Origin of the sequence: Actinomyces sp. zg328 (assembly GCF_009829635.1) — a bacterium.
In the GTDB taxonomy this organism is placed as follows: Bacteria; Actinomycetota; Actinomycetes; order Actinomycetales; family Actinomycetaceae; genus Actinomyces; species Actinomyces marmotae.
The window spans coordinates 80,989-96,300 of record NZ_VWPE01000002.1; the positions used below are offsets into that span (position 1 = coordinate 80,989).

10 protein-coding genes are annotated in these 15,312 nt (G+C 72.9%); 5 read left to right on the forward strand and 5 right to left on the reverse strand.

What is annotated here, in order from left to right; all coding sequences use genetic code 11:
- Positions 1-247: 247 nt before the first annotated feature.
- Both GVV75_RS01690 and GVV75_RS01695 read left to right on the forward strand, forming a co-directional pair.
- Entirely contained in the window at positions 248-1,612 is a 1,365-nt protein-coding gene (locus GVV75_RS01690; RefSeq protein WP_159813228.1) for a class II 3-deoxy-7-phosphoheptulonate synthase, read from the forward strand.
- A gap of 90 nt (positions 1,613-1,702) precedes the next feature.
- Entirely contained in the window at positions 1,703-4,987 is a 3,285-nt protein-coding gene (locus GVV75_RS01695; protein ID WP_159813230.1) for a hypothetical protein, read from the forward strand.
- A gap of 81 nt (positions 4,988-5,068) precedes the next feature.
- Here GVV75_RS01695 and GVV75_RS01700 read toward each other — a convergent pair whose 3' ends face one another.
- Positions 5,069-7,261, reverse strand: a complete 2,193-nt coding sequence (locus tag GVV75_RS01700; protein WP_159813232.1) for a Stk1 family PASTA domain-containing Ser/Thr kinase — start codon at positions 7,259-7,261, stop codon at positions 5,069-5,071.
- Between the two features lie 63 nt (positions 7,262-7,324).
- Positions 7,325-8,476 (reverse strand): polyprenyl synthetase family protein, encoded by a 1,152-nt coding sequence (locus GVV75_RS01705; RefSeq protein ID WP_159813234.1) that lies wholly within the window; start codon positions 8,474-8,476, stop codon positions 7,325-7,327.
- A 264-nt stretch (positions 8,477-8,740) separates the two neighbouring features.
- On the opposite strand from GVV75_RS01705, the gene GVV75_RS01710 reads away from it, so the two are divergent.
- Positions 8,741-10,363: an RNA polymerase sigma factor gene (locus tag GVV75_RS01710; RefSeq protein WP_159523126.1), complete on the forward strand. Its 1,623-nt coding sequence runs from the start codon at positions 8,741-8,743 to the stop codon at positions 10,361-10,363.
- 94 nt (positions 10,364-10,457) lie between these two features.
- Positions 10,458-10,997, forward strand: coding sequence for a hypothetical protein (locus GVV75_RS01715; RefSeq protein ID WP_159813236.1), 540 nt, complete (start codon positions 10,458-10,460; stop codon positions 10,995-10,997).
- A 239-nt stretch (positions 10,998-11,236) separates the two neighbouring features.
- Here the strand turns inward: GVV75_RS01715 and GVV75_RS01720 are convergent, their stop codons facing one another.
- The 3 genes from GVV75_RS01720 to GVV75_RS01730 form a co-directional block, all read right to left on the reverse strand.
- Positions 11,237-11,503 (reverse strand): DUF7455 domain-containing protein, encoded by a 267-nt coding sequence (locus GVV75_RS01720; protein ID WP_159813238.1) that lies wholly within the window; start codon positions 11,501-11,503, stop codon positions 11,237-11,239.
- A 103-nt stretch (positions 11,504-11,606) separates the two neighbouring features.
- On the reverse strand, positions 11,607-12,011 hold the full coding sequence (locus tag GVV75_RS01725) for a DCC1-like thiol-disulfide oxidoreductase family protein (RefSeq protein ID WP_159523120.1): 405 nt from the start codon (positions 12,009-12,011) through the stop codon (positions 11,607-11,609).
- Positions 11,999-12,547 (reverse strand): DoxX family protein, encoded by a 549-nt coding sequence (locus tag GVV75_RS01730; protein ID WP_159523118.1) that lies wholly within the window; start codon positions 12,545-12,547, stop codon positions 11,999-12,001. Before GVV75_RS01730 ends, GVV75_RS01725 begins: the two co-directional genes overlap by 13 nt.
- Positions 12,548-12,832: 285 nt before the next feature.
- Between GVV75_RS01730 and GVV75_RS01735 the strand changes: the two genes are divergently transcribed.
- A complete protein-coding gene (locus GVV75_RS01735; protein WP_159813240.1) occupies positions 12,833-15,085 on the forward strand; it encodes a DNA gyrase/topoisomerase IV subunit B in 2,253 nt (750 codons plus the stop codon).
- The last annotated feature ends 227 nt before the right edge of the window (positions 15,086-15,312 follow it).

A 15,312-nucleotide genomic window follows, 5' to 3' on the forward strand; every position in this document is an offset into this window, starting at 1 on the left:
TCTCCCGTGTGCATTCGGGCTTCGAATGCACACGGGAGACCCCGCGGCCCGAGATCGCTTCGCGTGATTCCAACGTTCTGAATCCTGAGGCGTCCTCCGAGCGTGCAACTCTGGGTCTCAGCGGGCCGTCGGCGATCGGCTGACGTTGCCGTGGTGCTCGAACGGAGGGGCGGCGGCGGTTGTCCAGCCCGGGCTGGCCCTGATCCCGGCATGCGGTGGGGGAGGGGGGCCCGTCCCGCCCTGACCTATGCTGATCGGCGTGATGAACAAGCTCGAGGCCACCGCCAGCCCTGGCACCTGGCGGGATCGTCCCGCCGCGCAGCAGCCCGCCTATCCGGATCCCGGGGCTCTGGCGGCTGTTGGGGAGGACCTGCGCTCGCGCCCGCCGCTCGTGTTCGCCGGCGAGGTCGACTCCCTGTGCTCCCGCATGGCCCAGGCCGCGCTGGGTCGGGCCTTCGTCCTCATGGGCGGGGATTGCGCGGAGTCCTTCGACGGCAACACCGCCACGGACATCCGTCTCAAGGTCCAGACCATCCTGCAGATGGCGGCGGTGCTCACCTACGGCGCCTCCACGCCGATCGTCAAGATCGGGCGCATGGCGGGCCAGTATGCCAAGCCCCGCAGCGCCGACACCGAGACCCGTGATGGCCTGACCCTGCCGTCCTACCGCGGCGACTCGGTCAACGGTCACGACTTCACCCCTGAGGCCCGCACACCAGACCCGGCCCGCATGCTCGACGCCTACCTGCGCAGCGGCACCACCCTGAACCTCATCCGCGCCTTCACGATGGGCGGCTACGCCGATCTGCGTGAGGTCCACTCCTGGAACCGCGGCTTCACCCATAACCCCGCCTACAAGCGCTTCGAGGCCTTCGCCGAGGAGATCGACCGGGCCATGCGCTTCATGGAGGCCGCCGGGGTCGATTTCGACGCCCTCAAGCAGGTTGAGTTCTACGCCGCCCACGAGGCCCTCCTGCTGGAGTACGAGGACGCCATGACCCGGCGCGACTCGCGCACCGGTGACCTCTACGGCACCAGCGCCCACCTGCTGTGGGTCGGTGAGCGCACCCGCGGCGCCGACGACGCCCACGTCGCCCTCCTGGCGGGCGTGCGCAACCCCGTCGGTGTCAAGGTCGGCCCCACCGCCGAGCCGGGAGAACTGTTGGCCCTCGTCGACCGACTCAACCCCGATGGCGAGCCCGGCCGTCTGAGCGTCATCACCCGCATGGGATCGGGACGCGTCCGCGACGCGCTGCCGCCCCTGATCGAGGCGGTCCGCGCCGACGGGCGCCCCGTCACCTGGATCACCGACCCCATGCACGGCAACACCATCACCTCCGACAACGGGTACAAGACCCGCCGCTTCGAGGCGATCATGGACGAGGTCCGCGGCTTCTTCGAGGTCCACAGGGCCCTGGGAACCGTGCCCGGCGGCATCCACGTCGAACTCACCGGCGGGGATGTCACCGAGGTCCTCGGCGGCGGCGAGCGCATCGACGAGGCCGGCCTGGCCGAGCGCTATGAGACCCTCGTCGACCCCCGGCTCAACCATCAGCAGTCCCTCGAGATGGCCTTCGAGGTCGCCGAGATGCTCCAAGCCCACCACGGCTGAGCCGGGTCCCGGCGTCCGGGAAGGTCTCGAAGGGGATAAGGCTTCGCCGCCGGCGCTAAGAAGCGGCAGGCCGCCCGGTAGTCTCGGCCCATGACCCTTCCCGACGCCGAATCCCTGGCTCGGCAGTTGCCTTCTTTCCCGCATGCCGATCGCGTGCGCGCCCTCGTGCGCTTCGCCCGCGACCATGCCGCCGATCCCGCCCTCGGCCCCCTCCTCGACGGCCTCGCCGCCCGCTCCGACTACCACGCCGGCCTCGTCCTGGCCGCCGCCAGGGCGATCGGCGACGTCAAGCGCGTGCGCGCCCTCAGCCGCAGCGCCGTCCCCGGCACCGATGATCTCGCCACCCGCTACCTCTCCCTGCCCCTGAACCAGCGCCGAGCCCTGGAGCACCGCATCCGCGCCACGCGGCGCACCGACATGGCCGCGATCCTTCTCAGCCTTCCCCTGGCCGACGCCGACCGCGCCCGCCTCCTCGCCTCCGCCGACGAGCCCACCGCCCGCTCCCTCATCGCCGACCTCGGCGACCTCCTGCCCAGCCTCGCTGCCCTGGCCCGGCGGCACCCCGGGGTCGTCCTCGATGAGCTCGCCCGCCGCCTGGAGGACGCCGCCCCCGTCCAGCGCGACCGCGCCTGGGCCTGGGCCTGCACGGCCTACGCCCCGCTCGCCGCCAGCCTGCCCGGCGGGGTCATCGCCCTGCTCCTGACCGCCGGGCCCACCCGCGTCATCCCCGACGGCCTCGACCCCCACCTCGGGCGCCTCCTGCGTCACAATCCCTCCGCCGTCGGCGCCCTGCTGGCCCGCGCCCCCCACGACGTCGGCCAGCGCCACCTCACCACCGCCAGCGCCCGCCTGGTCAAGAGCCTCCACCGCGCCCTCCACCTGCTCACCGTCCCCGAGCGCATCGCCCTGGCCCGCGCCGGCCGTGACGACGACGGCCGCCTCGCCGCCATCCTCGCGGCCCTGCCTCCCCGGGATCGCGAGGAGGTCCTCGACGGCGCCCTCGACGGCATCGACACCACCCACCGCCACTACTCCGACGCCCTCTTGGAGGTTCTGCCCCGAGCCCGGCGCCAGCGCGAGGCCCAGCGCATGGCGGCCCTGCCCGACGCCGCCAGCGCCCTCGCCCAGCTCTCGCTCGCCGGATTCCTGCCACCCGACCAGGCCATGCTCCAGGCGGCGCCTCGCATCCACGCCCTGGGCGCGGAGGAGCGCGCCCAGGCCTGGGCCGCCCTCATCGCCTCCGCCGGGCGCGGCCGCGACGCCGACGCGCTCACCGACGTCCTCCTGCGACTCGGCGCCCTCGACCACGAGCAGGACCCCGTTCGCCTCGTCGTCGCCAGGGCCCTGGCTTCCATCCCGCTGTCCGTCCTGGCCAACTGCCCCCTGACACCCCTGGAGGGCTTCACCCGCGCGGCCGTGCGCGCCCAGGACGCCTCCACCGCCACTCAGTGGACCCTGCAGGGCCTCGCCTGGGCCTTGATCGACCACGCGATCGCCACTGGGGGCTCACCCACTGCCCCCGCGCGACTCCTCGAGGCCGCCGTCGGCGACGAGCCGCGCCTGTGGCACCCGCCGATCACCCCCGGGCGCGCCCTGGCCGCCGCCGCCGTCGAGGCCCTCGCCAAGCGGCTTCGCGAGGAGTCCCTCGCGGGGGAGTGCGGCCTCCTCCTCGACCTCCACTCCGCCCTCGGCCGCCGGGCGAACGGCGATCGTCTGCTCGACTCCCTCCTCGTGCAGGCGCTCGACTCACCCGTCGCCGCGGACCGCCTGGGGGCCGCCGTCGCATGGCTGGCCGACCCCGCCACCCGCGGTGAGCGCGTGGCCGAGCTCGTGCGCCGCGATGAGTCCTTCGCCGCCCTGCGCCCCGTCACCGATGCCATCGCCACCATGCGGCAGGACCTCGTCGAGATCCTCTTCCTCGACCGCCCGCTGCGGGGCCGCTTCTGGCACCGCGAGCACACCTACCTGGCGCTCCTTCCCAAGGGCGCCCGCGGCTGGGACCCCGAGCACCTCGCCTCCTACGCCTCTGCCCTGCGCCGTCGCATCGACGCGCGCACCACCACCCGCCCTGAGCGCCACTGCGCCCTGATCGCCCTGGCGCGCATCCCGGCTACCACCGTTGAGGACCTGAGGCCCTGGCTCGACGACGGCGCCCCCGAGACCCGCGCCTCCGCCCTGGGGGCCCTCGCCCACCTGTCCGACCCCGAGGCCGCCCTGCGCGAGATCGTCCACCACGCCGGGGAGGACTGGGCCCGCACCGCCTTCGACGGCGCCATGGCCTGCGCGGCGCGCCTCGACCCGGCCATGGCCTCCAAGATCCTCACCAGCGCGCTGTCCGGCCCCATCCGCATGAGCGCTCGCAAGGAGGCCCTGCGCGTCCTTGCCCGCCTCCACCGCCCCGCGGACCTGCCCACCCTCACCGGTGCCGCCATGGCGCGCGACACCCGCCCCGATGTGCGCCTGGCCGCCGCCCGCGCCATGATCGCCTGGCTCGACGCCCCCGAGGCCTGGACGATCCTGGCCCACGTGGCCACCGAGGGCCGCGACGCCGCTCTCGCTCTGTCGGCAACATCGCCCCGGCATGTCGCCGACCGCCATCGTCCGCGCTACGCCCGCCTCCTGCTCGCCGCTGCCCGCGAGCCCGAGCTCATCGCGGCCCTGGGGGAGTGGGGCGACGTCCTGCCAGACCTGCCCAGGTTCCTGGAGAGCATCGTTCGCGACGGCGCCCCCGCCGAGTCCGCCGCCGCGATCATCGCGATCGCCGGGCATAGCGCGCTGTCGGCCGACTGGAGTGAGCACCTGGCGGTCCTGCGCCGGCTCGCGCGCGGCGCCGCGCCCAACGCCCAGCCCGGGGCGGATCCGCCTCACCCGCGCCGCATGGAGAGCCTCGCCGCCGCCATGATCCCTGACGATGGCGCTTCCCTCCGCTGGCACCGCGAGCATTTGGAGGCCATGAGCGCCCTGCTTGAGGACATTGAGCGCGACTCCCGCCCGCTCGGCGCTCCCTGGGCCAGTCGCCTGGCCGCCACCGACTGGGAGGACGAGGTCGCGTGCCTGGCCTCCCTGGAGCGCCTGGCCGGGGCCACCGGCGACGCGAGCCTCGCCGGGGAGCTCGTCAAAGCCGCCGCCGCGGCGCTGAAGCGCGCCCGCCGACTGCGCCTCCTGCCCGAGTCCGGCATCCCCATCAGCACCGCCGATGCCCTCCTGCGCCGCCAGGACGCCGCCGGCGCCGCTCTCGCCCTGGCCATCGTCACCGCCCAGGGGCAGGCCCTCGGCTGGCCGGAGCCCTGGCGCGACCGACTGCGCGAACTGCGCGGCAACGGCACGGGGATCATCGCCCTCCTGGCGCGCCGGGCGCGCGCAGCCGCTGAGTGAGCCGTCTGGGCCTCCCGGCGCCCGTCCGGTCGCGGGACTCGCCGACGCGTCTGGCCGCGTCGGTCGATCACCGGGGCGGCGTCACTTGATGTGCACGATCACCGTAGAGCCCTCGGCGGCCTGCTCGCCTTTGGCGGGCTTGGTGTAGTCGACCTCGCCGAAGACGTGGCCCGTCCAGGCCTTGTCCACCTGCGTCTCGAAGCCGGCGTCCTTGAGGGTCTTCCTCGCCTCGCTCTCGGACTTCCCCGTCACATCGGGGACGGTGACCATCTTCGGGCCCTGCGAGATCACGAGCGCGACGGTGTCGCCCTTGTGGACGCCGCTGGCGCCCTTCCTCGGCGACTGCGAGATGACGCGGCCCTCCTTGACCGATTTGTCATTGGCCCTGGTAGGGATGCCCATCTCCAGGCCAGCGGCCTTGATGGCCTTGCGTGCCTCCTCCTCGGTCTTGCCGACGACGTCGGGCACCGTGGCCGAGGGGCGCCCCTTGGAGACCGTGATGTTGACGGTCGAGCCCTTGTCCAGGGACTGGCCCGCCCCCGGATCGGTGGAGATCACCATGCCGGGGGCCACGGAGGAGGAGTGCTCCTTCGAGGTCTGGCCCACTGTCAGGCCCGCGTCGATGATGGCGGTCTGGGCGTCGTGCTCGGTCCTGCCCACGACGTCCGGCACGGTCTTCCGCTCAACGCCGAGCGAGACGACGGTCTGGATGCGCGCCCCGACGGTCACCGAGGTGCCGCCCGCCGGCGTGGCCGAGATGATCGTGCCGGCCGGGACGGAGTCGGAGTAGACCTTGGTCGGCTCGGCCCACACCAGTCCCGCCCCGGAAACGGCGGCACTGGCCTCCTCCGTGGTCATGCCCTCGATCCTGGGGACGCTGACCCGGCGCCCCGGGCCGGCGGCGAAGTACCAGGCGCCCGCGCCGCCCACCGCGCCAAGGACGGCGAGCGCGCCACCCGCGATGAGGAGGCGGCGACCGAGGAGCCCGGCCGCGCGCGCGTCGGGATCCTTCTCGCCGTCGGCATCATCGCCGCTCGTGCTGGAGATCGAGCCGATCGGCAGGGAAACCGTGCGCATACCGGCGCTGGGAGTGATGGCGCCCGGATCGAGGGGGCTCCGGGGCAGGCGGGCCGTCAGCGAGGCCTCGGCGGGCGTGGCCGCGCTGGTGGAGACTCCCGCGCTGGCGGGGCTGGGAGCGTCGGCCGGGCTCGCCGCGCCGGGCGCGCCCGCCGAGTCGGCGGCACCGTCAGCGCTGCCCGCGCTGCCGGCACTGCCCGCCACATCCGCGCTGGTCGTCTCCGCGCCGCTGCTCGCCCCGGGCGGGGAGGCGGCCCGGCTGGCGCCCTCCTCACCGGCCGCGCCCATGGCGGCGCTCAGCATGGCGCCGATCGCCGCGGCGGCGCCGGTGGCCGGCGCGCCGTCGGCCCCGGCCTCATCCACGGCCTCAGCGGCCGCCTCCCTCACCGCGCGCAGCGCGTCGTCGGCGTTGGCGAGCCGCTCCTGCGGGTCCCGTGCGGTCATCGAGGCCACGAGCCCGTCAACGGCGGCCGGTATCCCATCGGCGCGCGTCGAGGGCGCGGGGATGTCCTCGTGAACGTTGCGGAAGGCGATCTGGATCGGGGTGTCGGCGCTGAACGGCTGCTCGCCGGTGAGCAGCTCGAAGAGCATGACCCCCACCGAGTAGACGTCGGCGCGCGGCGTGGAGGCCCCGGAGGTGATGAGCTCGGGGGCGAGGTAGGCCACCGTCCCCAGAATGTTGCCCGTGGAGGTCTGGGTGGCCTCCGTGACCGCCCGGGCCAGACCGAAGTCGGCGACCTTCGGCACGGAGCCGTCCGCCGGCAGCAGGACGTTCTCCGGCTTGATGTCCCGGTGCATGAGGCCGGCGCGGTGCGCGGCGCCCAGCGGCCGGAGCACGTGGCTGGTCATCTCCAGGGCCTCGGCGACCGTCAGGGGGCCCGAGGCGATGCGGTCCCGCAGGGTGGGCCCGGGCACGTACTCCATGATGATGTAGGCGATGCCGTCGATCGCGCCCTGGTCGTAGACCGCGACGACGCCGGGATTGGATAGCCGCGCCGCGGCCCTGGCCTCCCTGCGGAAGCGGGCGACGAAGTCGGGGGAGTCCGCCAGGTGGGCGTGCATGAGCTTGAGGGCGACATCACGCTCAAGACGGCGGTCATGAGCCTTGTAGACCGTGGCCATGCCGCCGCGCGCCACTCGCTGGCCGACCTCGTAGCGAGAGTCGACGATCCGGCCAGTCAGGGGGTCGTGGGACACGACGGCATTGTATGGGGCCCGGGAGCCCGCGCCGGACCGCAGCGCCGGGGCGGCCCGCGTGGGTCAGGCGCTGCGGTCGGTCAGCAGGGAGATGACGGAGGCCAGGTCGGCGGCGGCGCTCCTGGAGAGCCCCGCTTCCGCGGTGATGAGCGCCTCGAGCGCCCGGCGCGCCCGCTCGGCGTGCGCCTCGATCCTCTCCTCGTGCGCGGCCCGGGCCCCGCACTCCTCGATGATCGCTGCGGCCGCGGCGATCTCCCCAGCATCCGCCCGGGCGTTGGCCAGGACGCGGCGCAGGACCGCCCTGCCCCCGGCGTCGCAGCGCTGCCAGGCCAGCGCCAGCAGCACCGTCCGCTTGCCCTCGCGCAGGTCGTCCCCGGCGGGCTTGCCCGTATAGGCGGGGTCGCCGAAGACCCCGAGCTCGTCGTCGCGCAGCTGGAAGGCGACCCCGGCGGCCTCGCCCAGTTCCGCGAGGCGGCGGGCCCCCTCACCCCCGGGCGGCAGCCCCCCCAGGAGCGCGCCGATGAGCAGGGGGCGCATGACGGAGTAGCGGGCCGACTTGCGCAGGACCACGGCCAGGGCGGCCTCCTCCATCGCCCGCCCGGCGGCGGCGTGATCCGCGCCCTCATCGGGCAGGGGCAGGGACTCCGCCCGCACGTCCAGGTACTGGCCGAGCGCCACCTCCTCCGTCATGGCGTCGAAGGCGGCCCGCGCCGCCGCCCGGGTCCCCCGCGGGCACTGGGCGAGGGCCGCCCCGAGCTCGGCGCCCGCGGCGGACAGGAGCAGGTCCCCCAGGAGGATCGCCGCGCTACGACCATGCGCCTCCGCGTCGCCGAGCCAGTGGGAGCCCCGGTGGGCGGTGGCGAAGCGGCGGTGGGCCGCGGGCAGGCCCCGGCGGGTCAGCGCCGCGTCGATGACGTCATCGTGGATGAGGGCGCTGGCCTGGTAGAGCTCCAGGGCGGCGCCCAGGCCGGCGCAGGCCCGCCCGGACAGGACATCCTCTCGGCGCGCGCCATCAGTGGTCGCGGACAGGGCGATGGCGGCCAGCACGGCCCGCATCCGCTTGCCGCCCCGCAGCAGATCGGCGGCGGCGTCGAGGAGCTCGGCCGCGGCGGGCCCGGCATCGGACCACTCGTCCCTCCGCTCGGCGATCGCCTGCGAGAGGCGCTCGTCCACTGCCTGGCGCACGAGGCTCATCGTGCGGTCGATCTGCGTCATGGCGCCAGGTTAGTGGCAAAGACGGCGGCAGTCGCGGGAGAGGCGACGCGGGCCCCAGGCGGTCGGCTGATCCCGGGGGCGCCCGCCTGGGGCCGCCGAGCACCACTGCGCTGGGCCGATGCCGGGCGCAGCGGGAATAAACGCTACAATTGCTGGGTTGCCCGCTGCGATGGTGGTGGACTGCGCCCGGTTCCCGGAATGGAGATGAGGGGAGCCGAGGGGCTGGTCGGCCGCCGAGCAGAATCCCCACGTGAAAGGTGCCCCGTGGCTTCCTCCACTGCCCTGCGCAAGCGTGCTCGGAACATCGACGACGCCGATGAGATCCCCGAGGACGACTTCGACCTCGATGCGGACTCCGATGACTCCGAGGAGCAGGAGGAGGACCTCGACGACGACTTGGACGAGGACTCCGACGAGGATGATCCCGAGGACGAGGAGGACGACGAGGATGCCGAGGACGACGACGGCCCGGCCCCGGAGTTGCGCGACTACTACCTCGACGTGAACCTGGGGGAGAACGGCGACGGCACGAAGAAGCGCCCCTTCAACACGCCGGCCGCCCTCAAGGGCGTCAAGCTCGCCCCCGGGGCCACCCTCTACGTGCGCTCCCACACGATCGTGGAGGGCCTGGAGATCGACGGCAACGGCACCCTTGAGGAGCCGATCACCCTGGCCCCGTACGGCCATGGCCCCGTCCCGCGCTTCACCATCGGCGACTCCGCGCCCCTGGTGGCCCGCGAGTTCCTGGCCGAGAACGGCTACATCTTCCGCGGCTGGGTCATCAAGGGCATCAAGATGGAGCCCTCGATCGCCGCCCTGACCGGGGAGCTGGAGAGGATGCGCCGCGAGGAGGCCGAGCGCGCCGCCGCCAAGAAGGCCGGCAAGCGCGCCAAGGACCGCGACAAGGACGGCTCCTTCACCGTCTCGGACTCCGACGACGCCGACGAGCCCGCGCAGAAGGTCGTCACCGCCGGCGCCACGGCGGACCCGGTCAAGGACTACCTCAAGCAGATCGGCAAGGTCGCGCTCCTCAACGCCCTGCAGGAGGTGGAACTCGCCAAGCGCATCGAGGCCGGCCTGTACGCCGAGCACCTGCTGGCCACCGAGGGCAACGACCTGCCCGCGAAGTACCGCCGTGAGCTGCACTGGGTGGCCCAGGACGGCCAGCGCGCCAAGAACCACCTGCTCGAGGCCAACCTGCGCCTCGTGGTCTCCCTGGCCAAGCGCTACACCGGCCGCGGCATGCTCTTCCTGGACCTCATCCAGGAGGGCAACCTCGGCCTCATCCGCGCCGTGGAGAAGTTCGACTACACCAAGGGTTACAAGTTCTCCACCTACGCCACGTGGTGGATCCGCCAGGCCATCACCCGCGCCATGGCGGACCAGGCCCGCACGATCCGCATTCCGGTCCACATGGTGGAGGTCATTAACAAGCTCGCCCGCGTGCAGCGCCAGATGCTCCAGGACCTGGGCCGCGAGCCCACCCCGGAAGAGCTCGCCGTCGAGTTGGACATGACGCCGGAGAAGGTCGTCGAGGTCCAGAAGTACGGCCGCGAGCCCATCAGCCTGCACACGCCGCTCGGCGAGGACGGGGACAGCGAGTTCGGTGACCTCATCGAGGACTCCGAGGCCGTGGTCCCCGCCGATGCCGTGAGTTTCACCCTCCTGCAGGAGCAGTTGCACGCGGTGCTCGACACCCTGTCCGAGAGGGAGGCTGGCGTGGTCTCCATGCGCTTCGGCCTGACCGATGGCCAGCCCAAGACCCTCGACGAGATCGGCAAGGTCTACGGGGTCACGCGCGAGCGCATCCGGCAGATCGAGTCCAAGACCATGTCGAAGCTGCGCCACCCCTCGCGCAGCCAGGTCCTGCGCGACTACCTCGACTGATCCCGGGACCCGCTCCGCGCGTGGTCAGTGGCCCCGCCGCCACTGACCTGCGGGCTCCTGGACGCTGGACGCTGGTCCAGGGGAGGATGGGCGCATGAGAAACACATTCCCCTCCCGCCCTGGCCCGCCCGCCCGGCGGCTGGTGCTCGGCCTAGGCGCCGTCGGCCTTCCCCTGCTGGTCGCCGCCTGCTCCCAGTCGAAGGGCTCCAAGGACTCCAAGGACTCCGGCTCCTCAGCATCGCAGGAGCCCGCCGCCACCGGGCAGCCCGCCACCACCGGGACGCCCACCGCCACCCAGGCCAGCACGGGGGGTGAGTGGGTCTCGCGCGACGACCTCATCACCCCCGAGCCCCAGGTGTGGGACACCTGGCGCGCCATTGACGACACTACGATCGAGCTCGCCTTCTCTACCGGCTCGGCGACCTGTCTGGGCGTCCACACAGATGTCGGGGAATCGCCCGGCGCCGTGGACATCAACCTCTCCGTCGGGGGCCTGCCGGGCGCCCCCGCGCACTGCCCGGCGATCCTCGAGATGGCGACCGTGAGGGTCACCCTCGCCGCGCCCCTGGGCGACCGCACCGTCGTCCAGTCCAACTTCCACGGCCAGGGAGTCCAGGCCACGGACGCTGGCTGACGCCCGAGCGCGGGCTCGCGTCCCATCGCGGCCAGGGGCCGCGCGCCCCCTGGCCGCGATGCCATGGCGGCCAGTCACGCGCGGTCGCGGTCCCGTCCGCCACCTCCGCCGGCGCTGGCCGGGCCGCGCGTCCAGTGACGGCGGCGTGACGGCGGAGTAACGGCGGCGAGCGCGCCCGATCCTTCGCGGATCGGGCGCGCTCGCGTAATGCCGGCTACACCGGGGGAACGGGCTCGGGATCAGGCTCCCTCGGTGAGGCGGGGGCTCTCGTCCTGGATGAACAGCGCCCGCTCAGCGAGCGCCGGCGCGTGCGCGCGCCCGTGGTGGGCACAGAACAGAAGCTCTCCCGAGACGAGGACTACGCGCACCCAGGCCTGGGCGCCGCAGGCGTCGCAGCGGTCCGCCGTGGTCAGGGGACGGGTCTCGACGTCGGTGCCCTCGGCGCTGGAGACGGCCTCGGGCGCGCGGCCCGGGCGCTCGACGACGGAAGTGCTCGCGGTTGTCATGGCTCGATTGCACCACAGGAGGGCGACCTCCCCGGCCCGTGTCCGCCGGTTTCCGCCCCGGGCGCAGCGCGTTCGCCGTCAGCCGACCCGGGGCGTTCGCCCGCTACCGGGGCAGGGAGCACGAGCCCTGGCAGCCGACCCTGTGCCGGTTGCGGGCGATCGCCCGGTACACGGTCCTGGCCAGCGGTTTGAGAGGCTGGCGGATGATGAGGTTGCCGGCGACCCTGGGCAGCGGGCCCGCGATCATGAGCGCCCGCCCGATGGCCTGCTCCTCGACGTGGAAGGCATCCTCCTTCGAGTCGTAGAAGACCGCGGAGCGGTCGGTCCACTCGGCCCCGGGCCCGTCCCAATGCGAGGAGGGGGTCAACTGCAGCGCGGTCGAGGGGTGGACGCGCTTGCCCAACTGGCGCACGAAGGCGGTGCACACCGAGCAGTCCGGGTCGTAGACGAGCACGGGGCCGGAGGCGGGGGCGGGGGGCCGGGGCCCGCCGTCGCTCAGCGCAGCCATCCGTCGCCCACCTTCATCGCCCAGCGGCGCCCCAGGCCCCAGGTGTCACCGGCGAGGGTGAGGGCCGAGGTGATCATGATGGCGGCGAAGAGCCAGTGGTCGTCGATGATCGGGTTCGTGCCACCGTTGATGAGGGGGAACTCGGCCAGGTAGAGCATGAGCATGAGCAGCGTGCCGCTCGCCGCCGCGATGCGCAGTCCGATCCCCAGTACCAGGGCGGCCCCGATGCCCAGGAGCGCGGCCATGAACAGGACGTCCCCCACCGGGTTGGCGAAGACCGAGAAGACGCCGGCGAAGGGGCCCTTGATGTGGTTGATGAACCCCTGCGCGGGCGTCCCGCCGCGGATCCAGGCCCCCTCCGGGGGGACCACGTAGCCCAGGCCGAAGACCTTGTCGAAGAAGGCCCACAGCAGGTAGGCGCCGACGATGATGCGCCCGGAGGCCAGGGCGCGGCGGGCCGTGGGGGAGGTGACGATGTCGGAGCCCGTGCGCGCGGTGGCCTCGGGGGCCTGCTCGGGCGTGGTGGAGTCATGCATGGGTGTGAAGGAACCTCATTGTTGGGGCGGTGATCGACCGCCGTGGTGGATGTGGAGTCGCGGACGGGGCGGCGGTTCTGGCTCCGGCGCTGTCGAGGCGTACAACCCACAGGGAAACTCGTTTAATTCCAGGGGTTTCATAGACCAGGTGTCATCTCGTGATGTTTCCGTGACTCCGCGCATGTCAGCGCGTCCCCTGTGAGCCTCGTCCCGGAACGGGGCCGGCGGGTCGCGCCAGCGGCGCGGCAGAAGCGGCGCGGCCTCGGCGTCGGCTAGATTCCGGGCGTGCCCGCATCCGAGAACAAGACCAGCCGAGGCGACTACTCCGCGCGCCACCTCTCCGTCCTGGAGGGGCTCGAGGCGGTGCGCAAGCGCCCCGGCATGTACATCGGCTCCACCGACCAGCGCGGCCTCATGCACTGCGTGTGGGAGATCGTGGACAACGCCGTCGACGAGGCCCTCGAGGGGCATGGGGACGCCATCTCGGTGATCGTCCACGACGACGGCTCCATCGAGGTGCGCGACAACGGGCGCGGCGTTCCCGTCGACATCGAGCCCTCCAGCGGGCTGACCGGCGTCGAGCTCGTCTACACCAAGCTCCACGCCGGCGGGAAGTTCGGCGGCGGCTCCTACGGCGCCGCCGGGGGCCTGCACGGCGTGGGCGCCTCCGTCGTCAACGCCCTGGCCTCCCGCATGGACGTCGAGGTGGACCGCGGTGGCAAGACCTACGCCATGAGCTTCCACCGCGGCGTCCCGGGCTCCTTCGACGACTCCGCCGGCCGCGGCCCCGACTCACCCTTCACCGAGTTCACCGACGCCTCCGAGTTGCGCGTCATCGGCAAGGTCAAGCGCGGCGTCACCGGCACCCGCGTGCGCTACTGGGCCGACCCCCAGATCTTCCCCAAGCCCACCGAGTACGACGCCGGGGCCCTGCGTGCCCGCCTGCGCCAGACCAGTTTCCTTGTGCCCGGCCTGACCCTGTCCCTTGACGATCAGCGCCCCGAGGCCGAGGCCGTCGCCGCCTCCAGCACGCCCGCCGCCGACGCCGGGGCCACCGACGACGCCGTGGCCGAGGCCTCGCTGCGGGCGGCCGCCAAGAACGCCGTCGAGGGCTCGGGGGACCTCTTCGACACCGGTGGGGAGGACGGCGTCGAGGTCTTCCAGGCTCGCGGCGGCACCGCCGACTTCGTCGACTTCCTCGCCACTGACGCCTCAGTGACTGACACCTTCCGGCTCAGCGGAGAGGGCGCTTACACCGAGACCGTCCAGCAGCTCGACAAGTCCACCGGCCACCTGCGACCCGTGGAGGTGGAGCGCACCTGCTCCGTCGACGTCGCCCTGCGTTGGGGCATCGGCTACGACACCCTGGAGCGCTCCTTCGTCAACATCATCGCCACCCCCATGGGGGGCACCCATCTCACCGGGTTCGAGCAGGCCCTCGTCAAGGTGCTGCGCAAGCAGATCGACGCCAACTCCCGCGCCCTGAGGATGACGGCCAAGGACCCCCGCATCGAGAAGGACGACATCATGGCGGGCCTGACCGCCGTGGTCACCGTGCGGGTGCCCGAGCCGCAGTTCGAGGGGCAGACCAAGGAGGTCCTGGGCACCGCCCCCGTGCGCCAGATCGTCGCGCGCGTCGTGGAGAAGGAACTCACCGCCCTGCTCACCTCCACCAAGAGGGACTTGAAGACCCAGTCCCGATCGCTGCTGGAGAAGGTCGTCGGGGAGATGCGCGCCCGTGTGAGCGCGCGCATGCACAAGGAGATCACCCGTCGCAAGACCGCCCTGGAGACCTCCACCCTGCCGGCCAAGCTCGCCGACTGCCGCTCCAACGACGTCGCCCACTCCGAGCTGTTCATCGTGGAGGGCGACTCTGCGCTCGGCACCGCCAAGAACGCCCGCAACTCCGAGTACCAGGCGCTGCTGCCCATCCGCGGCAAGATCCTCAACGTCCAGAAGGCCTCCCAGGCGGACATGCTGCGCAACGCCGAGTGCTCGGCGATCATCCAGGTGGTGGGCGCGGGCTCGGGGCGCACCTTCGACCTTGACGCGGCCCGCTACGGCAAGGTCATCCTCATGACCGACGCCGACGTCGACGGCGCCCACATCCGCACCCTCCTGCTCACCCTCTTCTTCCGCTACATGCGCCCCATGATCGAGGCCGGCAGGGTGTACGCGGCCGTTCCGCCCCTGCACCGCGTCGAGGTCTCCGGCTCCGGGCGCCGCAAGAAGGAGATCATCTACACCTACTCCGACAACGAGCTCGTGCACACCCTGCGCCGGCTTGAGAAGCAGGGGCGCTCCTTCAAGGAGCCCCAGCGCTACAAGGGCCTGGGGGAGATGGACGCCCACCAGCTCGCCGAGACCACCATGGAGCCCGAGCACCGCACCCTGCGCCGCATCACCCTGGCCGACGAGGCCGCCCTGACCCACGCCGAGGACGTCTTCGAGCTCCTCATGGGCTCCAGCGTGGAGCCGCGCCGCGACTTCATCATTGCCGGGGCCGACGCCGTGGACCGCGATCGCATCGACGCCTGAGCGACGGCGAGCGGCCGGCCACCGCCCGCCCCGGGCCGCTCCCGGTTCCACCTGCAGGAGGAGGGGCCGGCCCCGCCTCTCCGGTAGCCTTGCCGGGAACGGGTCCCGGTGCCGGGGCGGGTGTCGCTGAGGACACGAGCGCCCCCGGATGAGGCCGGCAGCGGGCCGGCCGTGGAGCCGGCGGCGGCAGCTCATCGGCGCTTCGTCGGCGGCTCATCTCCGGGGCA